Origin of the sequence: Paenibacillus sp. FSL K6-1330 (genome assembly GCF_037976825.1) — a bacterium.
Classification (GTDB): Bacteria; Bacillota; Bacilli; order Paenibacillales; family Paenibacillaceae; genus Paenibacillus_AQ.
In genome coordinates this window covers 3,479,830-3,495,566 of sequence record NZ_CP150269.1, presented here as the reverse complement: position 1 = coordinate 3,495,566, position 15,737 = coordinate 3,479,830, and the positions used below count along the sequence as shown (strand labels likewise).

The following is a 15,737-nucleotide window of genomic DNA, read 5'->3' as shown; positions in this document are numbered from 1 at the left end:
AATTTTAAGCCCACCCCAAGGTCCTAACGCTGGAATGACACATCGGCTGCGATGGGCAGATGATCCGAAGCTTCCGTATAGATCACGCGCTGATTCGAATGCTGAACAGTTGGAGAGGTCAGAATGTAATCGATTGTTGCCGACGGATTGATTACAGGAAACGTATAGGCATCGTCTATTCCCTGAAAGCTGTTCACGAATAAACCGCTGTCGAGCAGCAGCTTAAACTCTGAACTGTCAGGTTCCGCGTTAAAATCGCCCATCAGCAGCATCGGCCCCTCAGAGGCAGAAGCCAGGTCAATGATTTCCTGCGCCTGTGCCGTTCTGCTGGTGACATCCAGTCCAAGATGCGTATTGTACACATCCACGTGGATTCCCTTCAGATTTACGACAGCGTGCAGTACACCGCGCTGCTCCTTCCCGAAGCTGTTTAACAAAACATTCTCGGATCGAAGGATCGGATACTTGCTAACAATGGCAGTTCCGTACTGACGGTTGTTCGTCTGTCCTTCCTCCGGCTCCAAATCAAGATTGACACCATAAGCATAGTGATAACCTAACAAACCCGCCAGTTCCTTCGCCTGGTCTTGAAAGTCGCTTCGTTCCCCGTAATACCGGTCCACTTCTTGAAGGCCGACAATCTCTGCGCCGGAATCACGGATGACATCGGCAATTCTTTGCAGGCTTAACTGCTCATCCAATCCAACCCCGTGATGGATGTTGTAAGACATCACCGTTATGCTTACTTCTTTGCCTTGTCCTTTTTCAGCCGCCAGCACCCCCGTTGTAAACATGGGAACAAACAACAGGCAAGCGATAAATGAGATGATGCTCTTTTTCATGGACGAAACTCCCTTTCATTGTCGAATGCCGAACTAAGCTACTTTTACTGTTGCTACCATTCTCAGCGCCTGACCCGCGTGGAAGTTAATTAAATATGCTGTCCGGAACGTAATACACTTTTTGCGTATCTTTTTTGTTTACCGGGTCCGTAACGATCGTAAAATAAACGTTGCTGTTCTTTGTCTGCACTCCCTCGATTTCATGGTTCCCCACATTGGTGATTTTCACGAGGGTTTTGTATGTCCCTGCGTTGGTCATCATGGCAATCTGCGGGATGTCGCCTTCCGCACCGCCTGATGTATAGATTTTCGTCTGACCCAGCATATCGGCCCCCTGGAAGGAGCCATTCGGCCTTACGATTGCACTGCCCGACTGCGTAAAGCTGCTGACGGCGGCGTTAACTGCAGCTGCGCTGTCCATCCTCACCTGTTCATTGCTGTCCAGAAGCTTATTGAGTGCGACCGTGTCATAAATGGACCAAGTTACAGTCCCTTCTTTTGTCTGTACGCGGAACACCGTATGAGTACTGTTGCCGCCGCCATCCACACGGTAGGTCTCGCCTAGCCTTGCTCCCGTTTTATTGGCGTAATTCATGTAGGTGAAACGATGCAAATCCGTATAATCTACGGTTTTTCCAGCCGAATATTGAAGTCTTGCTACCTGCAGCGACCAGTAATAGTCCGTTGAAGGATCTGCCTTCGAACTGAAATAAAAGTAATTGATGCCGTTGTACGTATACATATCCAGCGTTTGGCAGTGGCCGGTATTCGTAACGGTCATTTCATCTACATAAGTAGCGTCTTTCCCGTTAATGAGCAGTCTTGAAAGATAGCAATTTCCCTTCGACCGCTGCGTGACATAGAGATATTTATCCGCGATATAAGCCTTTTGAACTGCCACGTTATGATTAAGTCCCTTTAAATTGTAGGCAAGCGTTGCCGAAGCGTTGAGCGTTTTCTCAGGAGTTGCCGCGAATGCGGGCAATCCGGACATACAAAACACGAGAGCTGCAAGTATTGCGGACGTGAGAATTTTTAAGTGCCTTTTCATATGGTTCAACCCTTGAACGTCAACCATCAATACACCTCCATTAATAGTAGGAATCAAATTGGACTGCCCCCGAAAACGTACTAAAAACATGGTTCAAGCGGGCATTTTTTTGTTATGGCTATAAGATACATTCCTCCTCTCTTGTTACAGAAACACCGCTTCATTCAAATCAAGTTTCTGCTTTATTACAGAAAATGGGGGATCCACTATTGAGTTTAACATGTACCTCAAGAATTTCCCGTGTATAAAATACTTAAAGTTAGACGAACCGTATGGTCCTTTAGCCCTTTTTTTCGCTTGCGCTCAGAATATGTCGGTAGAGACTTTTATCGAATACTCATCCGATACAGTGAAACAAAAATCAAGAAAGCCACGAATTAACGCGGCTCCTTGGTCTCTAGCAGTTTTGGGATGAAGAACAAAGGATATAACATGAGGTACAGATTAGGGGCCCACCACATGATGTCGAAATCGGTCTTCATGATCCAGAAAACGATCGCCTGCAGCCCGGAACAAAATGTCAGGATAAGCGATATTAAGGCAAAGCTTCTCCACTTTACATTCATGTGTTTATGTAGGTGAAGACTGTATATCCCGGTGATGGAAATGAGTATATCCAGCGGGAAGAACGACCAATTCCAAACCACTAACAGCTCATTGGTATAATCCTGATATAAATATTCCTTGGGAATTAATGCTAGTGCGGTGACGACCCAATACAAGATAAATCCGATATCCGTAAATAAAAACAAACCTTTTAATGTTTTACTCAATTCATACCCTCTCTTCTCCTTAGTGGACTATCGTTTGCTCAAGCTTCCCGCTTGATGATACCGGCCAAAAGAATCTCTCCCATCTCACGTAGCCCTTCCTGTAGAGTCATGCTGCTCTTGTTTGCTGCTGAGTCCTCAATTAATCGATAAAGACCTCCTACATACAAATCAATAAATATTTTGGTATTAAAAGGGCGTAACCATCCTTGATTGATTCCTTCCTGAAATAGTTCAGTAATGCTGTCCCATTGCTTATTCAGAAATTGATCCAGCGTCTTCCATTGATCAGGATAATAACGCTGGAGCTCGGTTATGAGGTTCAATCCGATAAACTGAAAATCAGTCGGGATAAGGATGAGGCATCGCTTAAGTTTATCGAGTGTAGTCAGGTCAGGATTACCCATGATGTCCTTTTCTTTTTCTTGAAGTTCGACAATGGCCTCATGAAGAATCGTTGCAATAAGTACATCCTTCGAAGGGAAGTATCCGTACAGCGTCTTTGTGCTCATCCCCAGCTGTTTGGCCAGCTCACCCATCGTAAATCGCAATCCGCTTCTCCGGATTTCCTTGCTTGCCGCCTCGACAATTCGGTCTCTCAATGAAATTCACCTCCTCGTCCGGAAAATAATAAAACGATAATATTTTCCGTGATTTCTTAAATGATATCCCTATTCTTTTTTAATGTCAACGAAAGGATGATCACAACGAAAAGAGACAGCATGGAATGCTGTCTCCAAAAATATGATCGTTTAGACATGTACACAAACCCCTTGACAGAGGCTTACGATCAGGCCTTTATCTTCAACTCAACAACACCGGTGTCCCAATCCGAGTGCCCGCCAACAATGAGGCTAACTCTGCAAGGGACCACTTCGAATTCCATGTTTCGATTCCAAATAGCCAACTCCTCGAAGCCAAGCTCGAACGTGACGGTGGTTACATCACCAGGCTCCAGCGCTACCTTTTTGAATCCCTTCAATTCCCGTAAACGGCGGGTTATCCCTGATTGATCGGCTTGTATGTAGAGCTGTACAACTTCGTCTCCCTTCATCTTTCCGGTGTTCTTCATCTCCACGCACACTTCGACACGACCTCCGGATCGAAGCTCTTCAAGCGTCATTTCTTTCTGCGAGATGGTCAGAGAACCGTATTCGAACGTGCTGTAACTCAAGCCGAATCCGAACGGATATAACGGTTTGGACGGCATATCGACATAAGGGCGAGGGCGCCCTGCATTTTTCTGATTATAATAAACCGGCAATTGACCCACGGAGCGCGGGATCGAAACGGGCAGTTTGCCGCTCGGGTTCACCTGGCCGAACAGGATCTCTCCGATGGCACGGCCTCCTTCACTGCCGGGATACCAAGCGCACAGCAAGGCATCGCTGAGCTCAGCCACCTCGCCGATGGCCAGCGGACGTCCCTGAATGAGTACCGTAATCAATGGTTTACCAATGGCGTGAATTTCACGTACCAGCTGTTCCTGAATGCCGCCTAATCGCAGATCGGCAAGATCGACACCTTCGCCGCAATCCATCTCCGTCGGATCCCCTTCCGCTACGATCGCTGCGCCGTTATTATCGAATGCGTCCCCGAATTGCCGGGCGCTGCTGCCGCCAAGCACGAGCACGACCGCATCCGCGGAACGGGCGGCTTCGATCGCTTCAGGCAAGCCTTGCGTGGACATGCCTCGGACGCTGCATCCGGGAGCGAAGACGATGTCTGTACCTGCGGGTGCAGCCATCCGAATGCCTTGAAGCGCCGTGACTCCGCTGCCCTCGCGCTGTACGCTGGTGTAGTCCCCAAGCTGGTTATAGAGCCTGTCAGCGTTAGGGCCGATGACCGCCAGTCGTTTGATGCTGCCGCCACTCAGCGGCAGTACGTCTTTGTCGTTCTTAAGCAGCACTACCGCTTCTCTCGCGACGGATGCATTCAAGTTTTTAGCAGCTGCATTGTTTACGGTCGAAGCAGCCAAACCCTCGTCAACGTATGGCTGCTCGAACAGCCCCAATCGGAATTTCAGCCCAAGCACTCGACCAACCGCGCGGTCGATGCTCTCCATATCGGCCTTCCCTTGTTTCACCGCTTGTTCAAGCGTCGTAAACGACTTGTCCCACAGGCTTAGGTCCACCCCGGATGACAGGGCAAGCGCCGCTGCCGATTCATAGTCTCCCGTAATGGACACCAATCGGTCGATGGCCGTTCCATCCGCCATGACAATTCCATCAAATCCCCATTCATCTCTCAGAATGCCGGTTAACAGCTTATCATTGGCATGACACGGAATGCCGTCGAGTTCATTATAGGCCGCCATGACGCCAGCCGCTCCTGCCTTGATCCCAGCCTCCGCGGCAGGCAGGTGAATTTCCCGCAGTTCCCGCTCGCCTGCGGGAACCGGGCCCGCATTCCGACCGCCCTGCCCTGCTCCCTGTGCGCACAGATGCTTGAGCACGGCAGCTGCCTTATTCGGACTACTCCATTCTTCCGGGTTTCTTCCCTGCATGCCAAACACAACCGCTTCCGTCATTCGCGCAGCCAGGTAAGGGTCTTCTCCGTAACACTCCTCGGAGCGTCCCCACCGCGGATCCTGCAGGATGTCCAATACCGAGACCAACCCTAAATGCGCGCCTCGGCTGCGGATCTCGGAGGCTACCTGGGAATAGGCTTGTTCAATTAATTCGGGATTCCAGGTGGAACCGATGGCCGTATTGACGGGCAGAAGCGTTCCGTCAAGCGCTTGATGGCCATGAGGACATTCCTCCGAGAGCAGGACGGGAATGCCCAGCCGGCTGTGTTCGATTACATAGCGCTGGATGGCATTCGCCACCTTCGCGTTGTCTCGCGTAGGAACCCCGTTCTCATAAGTCACTCCGGACCAGGGATCCGCCCGGAACAGTCCGTACAGCGCTCCCATTCCGGCTCCCCACTCGACATGATCCTTGAATAAGTCGGTCAGTTCAAACTCCGTTTCGGTTCCTTCGCTTCGACGATAAGCCATCCAGCCGTACAAGTGCTGATTCAGCTGCCCGACCTTCTCTCGCAGCGTCATTCTGGATAACAAATCCTCAACACGCTCGTCTACGGGGAGCGCAGCATTACGATATTTCTCCATATTCCCCATACTCCTTCCATCCTGGTCCTGGTCGTCATGCTTATAATCATTCTTTGATATTCAAGACCCGATATTTCTTGGGCGTCATGCCCGTGTACAGTTTGAAGACGGATACAAAATACTTGTATTCTTTGTAGCCGACGCGGTCGGCAATCTCAAACACCTTGTCCTGCGTCGTCAGCAGCAGCTTTCTTGCCTCGTTGATGCGCAATTCGTTCATGTATTCGCTGAAGCTTTTTCCTGTGCTTTGTTTGAAAATATTGCTGAAGTAGCTTGGCGTAATCTTTAAATACGCCGCCACTTCAGACGCTTTCAGTTCGCTCAGATAATGATCCGCCATATACTTCTTGGCCTTCTCAATGATCCAGAACGACCTGTCGATGCCGACCTTGTCGATCAGCTGCAGCAGGTCAAAAACTTCCGTGGATATCGCCAGACGAATCGCGTCGGGATGATTGAACACCTCCAGATCGATCGTTCTCTCGAGGCCATGCTCCAGCTGGGTCAGACCGCTTTGACGAAGTCGCTGCCTAAGCATGATGGACAGTTCATCACACACGTTCACCATATCCGTCAACAGGTACCGCTGATCCCGGAAAAATCGGAACATGCCGTCGATTAGCTCTTCCAGCATTTCGGCATCCTGCTTGAATAAAGCCACGGACAGTTTCGAGACCATATCGGCACTGTCGAAATCGTGCTTGGCCCGGCCGTTATCCACCTCGGACTTATATTCGCGATCCAGCAAGGGGCGCTGTTCCAAGGCATAATAAGGCAATAACGCTCGCACCTCCGAGCAGATGGCTGCCGTTTGGTCCGGGGAAGCGTAAGCATCCGATACCGCGCCGTACAAACGATGCTCTTCCGGCCAGGCATCCAGCATCGCCTGCAGAATTTCTTCCCACTGCCGCTTCGGGCGAGGCTGATCCGTCATCAGCAGGGTCAACAGCAAATTTTTATGCACAAACACGGATATTTGACGAATTCCGCTGGTTTCGAGGCTTTCACGAACCGTCCGGATCCATACATGCTGCAGCATCGTTAAATCCTGTTCCGATACGGAAGCTGCAAGGTTCGAGAACTTCTCCAGCTGCGTAGCCATGAGTTTATATTCGGCACCGTTTACTAAATCGCCGGGCACCGCCTTGGCCAATGAAGTTTCATTATGCGCTGCCATGTCGGAAAGCCACAGCTCGGCATCCTTCGATGATCCGTCGACACGGGTATCTTGGTTGCGAATGTCTTCCACGATTCCCGTCACGGCGGCCACCAATTCGTCAATATCGACGGGCTTCAGCAAGTAATCGGTTACATCAAGCTTGATGGCTTGGCGGGCATACTCGAATTCCTCATAACCGCTGATCATGATGACCCGAACCTGAGGGTGGCAGCGCTTCAGCTCCTTAGCAAGCTGAAGCCCGTCCATTCCCTCCATTCGGATGTCCGTCAGAACCAGATCAATCTCGTGTTCCTGCACCACCTGCAAAGCTTCATTGCCATCATAAGCCTCGGCGACGACCTCGACTCCATAATCCGCCCAGTCAATGGTATAGTGCAAGCCCTGACAGATCACCGGTTCATCGTCAACGATCAGCATTTTTACTGTCTTCACGTGTTGCATCGTACGATTCACCACCGTAGGTTTCAGAATATGGAAGCTTGAGGCGAATCAAGGTTCCTTGCGATGAAGCCTCAATCACTTCCAGTCCGTAGCGTTCTCCGAAAAATAGGTATAAACGTTCATGTATGTTGCTGAGCGCACCTCGTGTGCGGCCGGCTTGGACTCCGATTCGCAGGGATTCCCTGACTTCTTCCAAAGTAGAATCGTCCATACCCCGGCCGTTATCCTGCACGTCGATCCAAATCTCATCCTCCCGCTTATACGCGATGACCGTTATTCTGGCGACCGGCTCGCGCCGATCAAGGCCATGCTTGAGAAAATTCTCGACCAAAGGCTGAATGGTAGCCTTCAAGGTAAGCGAATTCGCCAGATCATATTCCATGTACAGCGCATATTTCAGTTTACGCCCCAGCCGTCTCTGCTGCAAATACAAATAGGAGCGTACGAATTCCATTTCTTTAGCAAGGCTGGTCTCGTAATGGCCATTGTTCAGACTGGAACGCAGGAATCGGGACAAAATTTCGATGAGCTGGCTGGACTCGACGGCCTTCTCCAGCCTGGCGGTCCAGCGGATCATATCCAGCGTATTATAGAGAAAATGCGGATCCATCTGCTCCTGCAGCAGGCGCAGCTCGGATTCGCGCTCCCTCAGTTCCAGCTTGTATTTATGCTCGATCAGTTCCTGAATCGTGGAGACCATATCGTTAAACCTGCGGTTCAGCTCGGAAATCTCATCCTTGGAACGAATGGGCACCCGAGCGTTGAAATCGCCGAGCTTTACGCGATTGGTCTCAATCTTCAGGCGCAGGATCGGCCTGATAATCGTATAGTGGAACCCGATCAAGGCCGATAAGCCCAACAGGAGAATTCCGATGAGAATGACCTGCATCAAGATGGATACGCCGCGTACATCCTGATCCAACGCAGCCTTGGGCACCATGGAAACGATCGTCCAATCGGTATTCTCCATCCGTTGATGAAAGGTCAAATACGCTTCCCCGTCGTGTCGGTATGTGGAAGAGCCCATCGTCCCTGCGGTTACGATATCCGTAAACGCTTCCCAATCTCCGATATTCAAGGGAAACATTTCTTTGGAAGGCAGTACGATTTGACCTTCCGAATCCACAATAAACACCATGCCTTCGTCCCGCGTCAACCCCCGCTGCAGCTGTTTAAGTATACTGGCTTCATCCATGCGGATGACGAGCCGGGCAAGCGGGAGCGTGATTTCGTCATAGGAATTCAGAACCCGGAACAATGAGACGAGGTTTACTTCACCATACCAGCCGCTGGTGGAAGGATAGCCGTTGCTCCACACGATTCCGCCTTTATGCTCGTCCGCCAGCCGGTTCCAAGACTCTTCGTTGCCGTGAATCGGCTCGCCCATCTCAATGGAATTGCCGTTAAACCCGGTGATCGAAATCGATTTAATATAGTTTTTGGACATGAGCTGAAACGTCAGGAATCCTTCGAGATTCTGCTTCAACTGCTCCGCCCTCCCGCTCTCTGGCGGTGGATCAAGGCGCAGGTATTGGCGCATGTCATTGCTCAATATCAAATAATCGGCTATATCCTCGATCATGGCCGTTTGTTCTTCCAGCTGGTTCGTTACGATCTCCAGGCTGCGCTGGCTTGATTGGATAAATTGGCCGCGCAGCACTTCGTTCAGCTTGTCTTGGGCCAGGACGCCGACCCCCAGCGTAGGCAGAATGACAAAAAAGAGGAAAATGACCAGAGCCTTCTGTTTCAGACCATAATTCCCGATCCAGCCCAAACTGCTGCGCATGTCCATTCCCTCTTTCGATGTCTTCATGATATTGAGCTGAAACCGGATTAACCTTTAACTGCGCCTGCCGTCATGCCGTTAACGAGCTGCTTTTGCAGGAGCAGGTAAAATATAATGATCGGTATAAGCGCGATCGTCAACGCAGCCATTTGCAGCGTAAGGCTGGCCGTCTCAATGCCGACAAAGTTGGCAAGCCCAAGCGGCAATGTTTTCAGCGACGATGAACTGATCAAGACGAGTGCGAACAAGTACTCGTTCCAATTATAGATAAAGTTCAAGATCACGACGGTTGAAATCGCCGGACGCGTGATCGGTAATATGATCGACCAGAAAATCTTGAATACGCCCGCGCCGTCCATGACGCCCGACTCCTCCAAATCCTTTGGAAACCCTCTCATGAAACCCTCCAGGATAAAGATCGTCAAGGACAAATGGAACGCCGTGTATGGAAGAATCAGCGATAAGTGGGTATCCAGCAAATGCAGATTCCGCATGATCAAGAAAATCGGAATCAAGGTCGCATGAATCGGAACGACCATGCCCAGCAGAAATATCGCGTAAGTTGCACCGCGCAGCTTAAAATTGAACCTTGCCAAGAAGTACGCCGCAAGCGATCCAAGAAGGACCGTCACAACCAACGATACGACCGTTACGATGATGCTGTTAAGGAAGTAGGTATCCATATTCGCCACTTCCCATGCCTTCGCGTAATTGGAGAACTGCAGCTCGGTCGGTATGGAGAACGGGTTCGCCGCATATTCCTGCTCGGTTTTGAACGAATCTACGATCATCCAAAAGAAAGGGATTATATTAATAATAGCGAATATGCCCAAAAAAGTGTATGCCGATAAATGGAACCATTTCGTTTGTCTGTACATCTCCTCCCTCTCCCTTCTATTCCTTTTCTCTCGCCAATCGATTTACGATCGTGATGACGATAAGGCTAAACAGCAGAATCAATACGGACACTGCACTGCCGTAGCCGAATCTCATATTCATAAACGAGTTGTTGTACATATAGACGGTCATAACCTCCGTCGCATGTGCCGGTCCGCCGCCCGTCATGATCTGGATCAGATCGAACACGCGGAACGAATTGCTGATGCTGTAGACAACGGACACGAGCAATGTTCCTCGGATCATCGGGATCGTAATCCGCATGATCCGGCTTAGTCCGGTCGCCCCGTCCAGGGCAGCCGCCTCATTGACTTCATCGGGTATATTCTGCAGTGCGGCCAATAGAATGATCATATATAAGCCGCAGTTTTGCCATATATAAGCGATGCTGATGGAGATCATGGACCAGAACGGATCCCCCAGCCAATTTTGCTGCCAGCTCTCAAGACCCAGAACGCCGAGCAGGTTATTCAGCATCCCGTATTCCGTGTTGTACACCATGCCCCAGATCAGGGATACCATAACCGATGAAATGACGACCGGCAGGAATCCGATGGTCCGGAAGAAGCTGGAGCCCTTGAGTCCTCGATTCAGCAGCAGGGCCAGCAGCAGGCCAAGCGGAATCTGACCCGCTATCCCGGTAAACATGATAATGATGTTGTTCTTAACGGACAGCCAAAAAATATCATCTTTGAAAATATCTACGAAATTGTCCAGCCCGATAAAACGCATGGGCGTGATTCCGTCCCAGTTCATTAATGAATAATAAACCGATAAGCCGATGGGAAATATGGCAATACATATATAGATAATGAGTGCTGGCGCCAAGCCCAAGAAAATAGCCCATTTCGTATGCTTAAGCGTATGCATTGGCGTAACTCCTTTCTTTCTGCCTTTAATAAGAAAAACCCGCTGCCGGGTTTTTCTTTGTGCCATCATGATCTTGACTTAGGGAAATCCGTCGCGCTTACTTCATGCTGTCGAAAGCTTCCTGCACCTCTTGGGCGAGCTCCTCCGGCGTACCTCTGCCAATCGTCAGAGCCTGCAATCCGTTCTGCATGACGTCGGTAACTTGCGTCGGAATGACACTGTCGAACACCGGTGCCGTACCTTTATTGGTCAACTCCAGCATTTCCTTGAGATACGGACTCGCATCTTCAGGAATTTCAACGTTGGCCGGTACGACAACGCCTTTACTGATCAGATCTTTGTATAAGTCCTCATTGACAAAAAACTTGATGAATTCCTCGGCAGCCGCTTTCTTTTCATCGCTCAATCCTTTTTTAATGGCGATGCCGTACTGAACGACGCCCGCGCTTTTCACCGGATCGCCGGAGCCTCCAGGGACGCTCGGAAAGAGCGCAATGCCGAATTTGTCCCCTTCCTCGTTGTTGATACGGATTCTTCCGTCAACGGTAGAAGAAGAGATATGCATGGCTGCCTTGCCTTGAATGAAGTAGTCCTGCCCTTGCACGGAATCCATGTTGTTCGCATCCGTATTGAATGCTCCCAGCTTGGACAGTTCGTCGATGACGGCAATCGCTTTCACGTATTCGGGATCGGTAAATTTGGCTTCCTTGTTCAAAATTTTCTGCAAGAAGTCACTGCCTGCGTAACGGTCCCCGATAATCGACAAGAAGGACGATTGAAGCGGCCATTTCTCTTTGTTGCCCAAAGAGATCGGCGTAATGCCGGCTTCCTTCAGCTTTTTCACCGCATCGATGAATTCGTCGTAGGTAGCCGGAAATTGGTCATAACCGACCCCGGCGAACATCTCTTTATTGTAATAAATAATGTCCACGAAGGTTTGTTTGGTCGGCACGGCGAATTGACTGCCGTTCTGGTTAAATCCGGCCAATGCGTCCTCCGGCAAAATATCCTTCCAGTTGTCCATCAGGTCATCCAGCGGCATCAGCAAATCCCCGGCAACCAGAGGAGCCAGGTCGGCACCAGGCCATACTACATTGATATCCGACAAGTTGTTGGCAGCAGCCAGCGTGCGCAGCTTCGTTTTATATTCGGTTGCCGCTACCCCGTCCTGTTTGATGATGATGTCAGGATGCTGTTTTTCGAACTCAGCGATCCGCTCTTTGTACACCTCGTTATCCACGTTCGGCGATGTCCATGGATGCATGATGTTCAAGGTAACCTTTTCCGGTTCTGCAGCATCTTTCTCTCCGGAGCCGCAGGCGACGGTTGACATGAGCAGCAGCGCAGCTGTTCCGGTCAGCAGCATCGTTCTAAGCTTCTTAGACATTTTCATTTGTTATACCCCTCTCTTTATATGTTACATATTATGTTCTTATATTTAACAATATAAGATATATTAATTATACAAGCGGACTTTAAATCCCAATATCCATTAAAAAAACGATTTCATCTAATTTTTTCAAGTCATTTTGAATAGGTGGAATTTATATAATGCACAATTCTGTTGATAAGCGTCAATATTGTTGACATAAACTTTACAAATTTCCGAATTAATGGTATCGCTTACATGTTAGGTTCTATAGAAAGCGTGGCAGAGAAACCAGTTTTAACTCTGCCACGCCTTAACCCTTCGTTATTGCGGTTCGTTCAAAATATAATCTACCAACTCATCCAAAGGAACCGTTGCGAGCGCGATCGCCGTATCCGTCACGCCATAATAGATATAGAGAAGCCCGTCCTTGACTACATTCCCTGTCGGGAAAACGACGTTCGGAATCTGATAGCCGAACTTCTCATAGTACGTCTCCGGCTCCATAATGAACCGGCGGGTTCTGGCGATGATTTTTTCCGGATTTTCCAGATCCAGCAGCAAGGCCCCTACGCGATACACCGTATCTTGGTCTACGCCGTGGTAAAGCACCAGCCATCCCTTGTCTGTTCGTACCGGAGGCGTCGAGCCGCCGATTTTTTTGTACTCCCAGTCGTTGTTTTCGGCTTTTGCCAGCAGCTTGGGCTCGTCCCAATGCACCAAGTCGTCGGAGTAGCTGATCCACATGGCTGCTTTTTCCGTTCCATATTCCTCCCCTACATATTCTTCCGGTCTGCGAAGCAGCACATACTTGCCGTTGATTTTCTCCGGAAACAGAATGTTGTCGCGGTCATTGATATCAAGCGGCGTCGTATCGCATAGGTATTCCCAGTGAATGAGATCCTTGGAGGTCAATATCCCGGAGCGCGTCAGCCAGTGGCCTTCCTCATCTCCCCAGCCGTCCGGATACTCGGGAATCGAGCGTTCAGGGATGCCAGCTCCCGTCGGGTAATAGTTCATGGCGCATGGGCGCAAAGCATAGTTCAAATAAAAGGTGTCGTCGATCTTGACGATCCGCGGATCCTGAATGCTGCCGTAGGGGAATCCCAGCTGGTCCGGCGTTACGACGGGCTCGTCCAACACATGGGTGAAATGCACACCGTCCGTGCTCTCCAGGAGTCCCAGGTAGTTTTTACAGGGAGTCAGGGAGCCTGCCGTCCGTTCAATCATATAGAATTTTCCGTTATCGATAATGACCGCCGGATTGAATACCGTCACCTTTCTCCAGTCGTAGAGTCCAGGCACTACGATCGGATTTTCCGGATGCCGGGTAATTTTCATGGATAAGCCTCCTATGATCGTTATGTAAGTGTTATCAATTTCTTTACTTTATTATAAGAGGCTTAGCCAATTCATAATATCCTGCAAACTTTCAATATTATCCGAAATATTGTTATCTGTGATGTCCTGACAGTTAAATAACATAAAAAAGCGGTTCAATGAATGAACCGCTTGGATCTTTGGCCATTTGGCCGATACGTATATGGAATTACCCTTATTAGTGCATTATCCAGTAACAGCGCGATGTGTCTTTTAATTGCCGCTTTTACCTGTCTAGTATTAGCTGTACACGAGTTCTTTTAAGCTTAAACCTAGCGCTTGCGCAGTTGATTCTTGAATTTCCTCGAATAGGGCTGGGTTGTTCGCAAGGGATATGCCGTAAGAAGGAATCATTTCTTTTATTTTCGGCTCCCACTCTTTCATCTGTTGCGGGAAGCATTTCTCTAATACTTCAAGCATAACGTGAACGGCTGTCGAAGCGCCAGGGGAAGCACCGAGCAAGGCAGCGACCGAGCCATCTGCGGCACTAACCACTTCCGTCCCAAATTGAAGCGTTCCTTTCCCCTTAGGAGTATCCTTAATCACTTGTACGCGTTGGCCCGCCACGACGATTTCCCAATCCTCGCTTTTGGCGTTAGGAATAAACTCGCGTAATTCTTCCATGCGTTTTTCATTCGAAAGCATCACTTGCTGGATCAAGTATTTGGTCAATGCCATCTCTTTTACTCCAGCGGCAAGCATGGTAACAAGATTATTCGGTTTGACGGAGCTTATCAAATCAAAATTCGATCCCGTTTTTAAGAACTTGGGCGAGAAGCCGGCAAACGGACCAAAGAGCAATGCTTTTTGGTTGTCAATATATCTTGTATCCAGGTGGGGAACCGACATCGGAGGGGCGCCAACCTTGGCTTTTCCGTATACTTTGGCATGATGCTGCGCTACCACTTCCGGATTCTTACACACCATGAATAGTCCGCTTACCGGGAATCCTCCGATATGTTTTGACTCAGGAATACCGGTTTTTTGCAACAAATGCAGACTTCCGCCTCCTCCGCCGATAAAGACGAACTTGGCCGTATGATACTCGGTTTTACCCTGCTGGATATCATGCACTTTCACTTTCCACGAACCATCTTGTGTACGTTTAATACCCTTGACGCTATGCTTGTAGTTAATCTCGGTGCCTTTGCTCTTCAAGTAGTCAAACAGCATGCGCGTTAAAGCGCCAAAGTTTATGTCCGTCCCGGAGTCGATTTTGGTTGCCGCAAACGGCTCATTCGTTGTCCGCCCTTCCATAATAAGCGGAATCCATTCCTTCAGCTGATCCGGATCCTCGGAATATTCCATCCCTTGAAAGAGCGGGTTGTTTGACAGCGCTTCAAAACGTTTTTTCAAAAAAGCCACGTCTTTTTCACCTTGCACTAAACTCATATGAGGAATAGGCATGATAAAGTCCTGCGGATTGCGAATCAGATTGCTGTTTACCAGATAAGACCAGAACTGTCTTGAAACCTGAAACTGTTCGTTAATATTGATCGCTTTGCTGATGTCGATAGATCCGTCAGGTTTTTCGGATGTATAGTTAAGCTCGCACAATGCGGAGTGGCCGGTCCCCGCATTATTCCATTCATTGGAGCTTTCTTCCCCCGCGCTTGCAAGTTTCTCAAACACTTTGATCTCCCATTCAGGTACTAACTCTTTCAGTAGGGCTCCCAATGTTGCGCTCATGACGCCGGCACCAATTAAGATTACATCTGTTTTTTTCTCCATGTTGCTCATTATAAACCTTCCTTATCCCATATATTTGAAAAAAGAGTAGGCGTCCCTGCTAAAAAGGTCATTAAAAAGCAAGGCGTCCCCTGAAAACACACCTTTTCTGTGTCATTTTTCACCATATTATTATAGTCTATTATAAATATTGATAGATTAAAATATCTACTATTATCTAATCATTATAAACTATTTAAAGTTGTTAACATAGTGAGAAGATCCTCCACAAAAAAAAGCCGCAAGAATCGCGACTTCTCATGTATTGATATTCAATGTGTGGAGGTTTATGTATTACTCTTCCCTTG

12 protein-coding genes are annotated in these 15,737 nt (G+C 48.9%); all 12 read right to left on the bottom strand.

All coding sequences use genetic code 11. The annotated features are described in order from the left end of the window. Positions 1–23: 23 nt before the first annotated feature. The 12 genes from NYE54_RS15850 to NYE54_RS15795 all read right to left on the bottom strand — a co-directional run bounded on the left by NYE54_RS15850 (position 24) and on the right by NYE54_RS15795 (position 15,441). Positions 24–842, bottom strand: coding sequence for an endonuclease/exonuclease/phosphatase family protein (locus NYE54_RS15850; protein WP_339273096.1), 819 nt, complete (start codon positions 840–842; stop codon positions 24–26). Positions 843–927: 85 nt separating this feature from the next. After that, complete coding sequence (locus NYE54_RS15845) at positions 928–1,920, bottom strand: helveticin J family class III bacteriocin (protein WP_339273094.1); 993 nt, start codon at positions 1,918–1,920, stop codon at positions 928–930. 350 nt (positions 1,921–2,270) lie between these two features. Continuing rightward, positions 2,271–2,666: a YvaD family protein gene (locus tag NYE54_RS15840; RefSeq protein ID WP_339273092.1), complete on the bottom strand. Its 396-nt coding sequence runs from the start codon at positions 2,664–2,666 to the stop codon at positions 2,271–2,273. Positions 2,667–2,704: 38 nt separating this feature from the next. Next, positions 2,705–3,265, bottom strand: coding sequence for a TetR/AcrR family transcriptional regulator (locus NYE54_RS15835; RefSeq protein WP_339273090.1), 561 nt, complete (start codon positions 3,263–3,265; stop codon positions 2,705–2,707). A gap of 188 nt (positions 3,266–3,453) precedes the next feature. Further along, positions 3,454–5,778: a glycoside hydrolase family 3 N-terminal domain-containing protein gene (locus tag NYE54_RS15830; protein ID WP_339273088.1), complete on the bottom strand. Its 2,325-nt coding sequence runs from the start codon at positions 5,776–5,778 to the stop codon at positions 3,454–3,456. Between the two features lie 46 nt (positions 5,779–5,824). Further along, a complete protein-coding gene (locus tag NYE54_RS15825; RefSeq protein WP_339273086.1) occupies positions 5,825–7,399 on the bottom strand; it encodes a response regulator in 1,575 nt (524 codons plus the stop codon). After that, the gene (locus tag NYE54_RS15820; protein WP_339273084.1) at positions 7,362–9,185 is read right to left on the bottom strand and encodes a sensor histidine kinase; all 1,824 of its coding nucleotides are present in this window, start codon (positions 9,183–9,185) and stop codon (positions 7,362–7,364) included. Before NYE54_RS15820 ends, NYE54_RS15825 begins: the two co-directional genes overlap by 38 nt. Positions 9,186–9,232: 47 nt before the next feature. Further along, positions 9,233–10,063 carry a carbohydrate ABC transporter permease gene (locus tag NYE54_RS15815; RefSeq protein ID WP_009592052.1) on the bottom strand — a complete coding sequence of 277 codons (831 nt, stop codon included), beginning with the start codon at positions 10,061–10,063 and terminating at the stop codon, positions 9,233–9,235. A gap of 16 nt (positions 10,064–10,079) precedes the next feature. Further along, the gene (locus NYE54_RS15810) at positions 10,080–10,952 is read right to left on the bottom strand and encodes a sugar ABC transporter permease (RefSeq protein WP_015735068.1); all 873 of its coding nucleotides are present in this window, start codon (positions 10,950–10,952) and stop codon (positions 10,080–10,082) included. A 97-nt stretch (positions 10,953–11,049) separates the two neighbouring features. Continuing rightward, positions 11,050–12,345 carry an extracellular solute-binding protein gene (locus NYE54_RS15805; RefSeq protein WP_339273078.1) on the bottom strand — a complete coding sequence of 432 codons (1,296 nt, stop codon included), beginning with the start codon at positions 12,343–12,345 and terminating at the stop codon, positions 11,050–11,052. 300 nt (positions 12,346–12,645) lie between these two features. Continuing rightward, positions 12,646–13,662: a glycosidase gene (locus NYE54_RS15800; RefSeq protein WP_339273076.1), complete on the bottom strand. Its 1,017-nt coding sequence runs from the start codon at positions 13,660–13,662 to the stop codon at positions 12,646–12,648. Between the two features lie 279 nt (positions 13,663–13,941). Next, on the bottom strand, positions 13,942–15,441 hold the full coding sequence (locus NYE54_RS15795; RefSeq protein ID WP_339273074.1) for a malate:quinone oxidoreductase: 1,500 nt from the start codon (positions 15,439–15,441) through the stop codon (positions 13,942–13,944). Between the last annotated feature and the right edge of the window lie 296 nt (positions 15,442–15,737).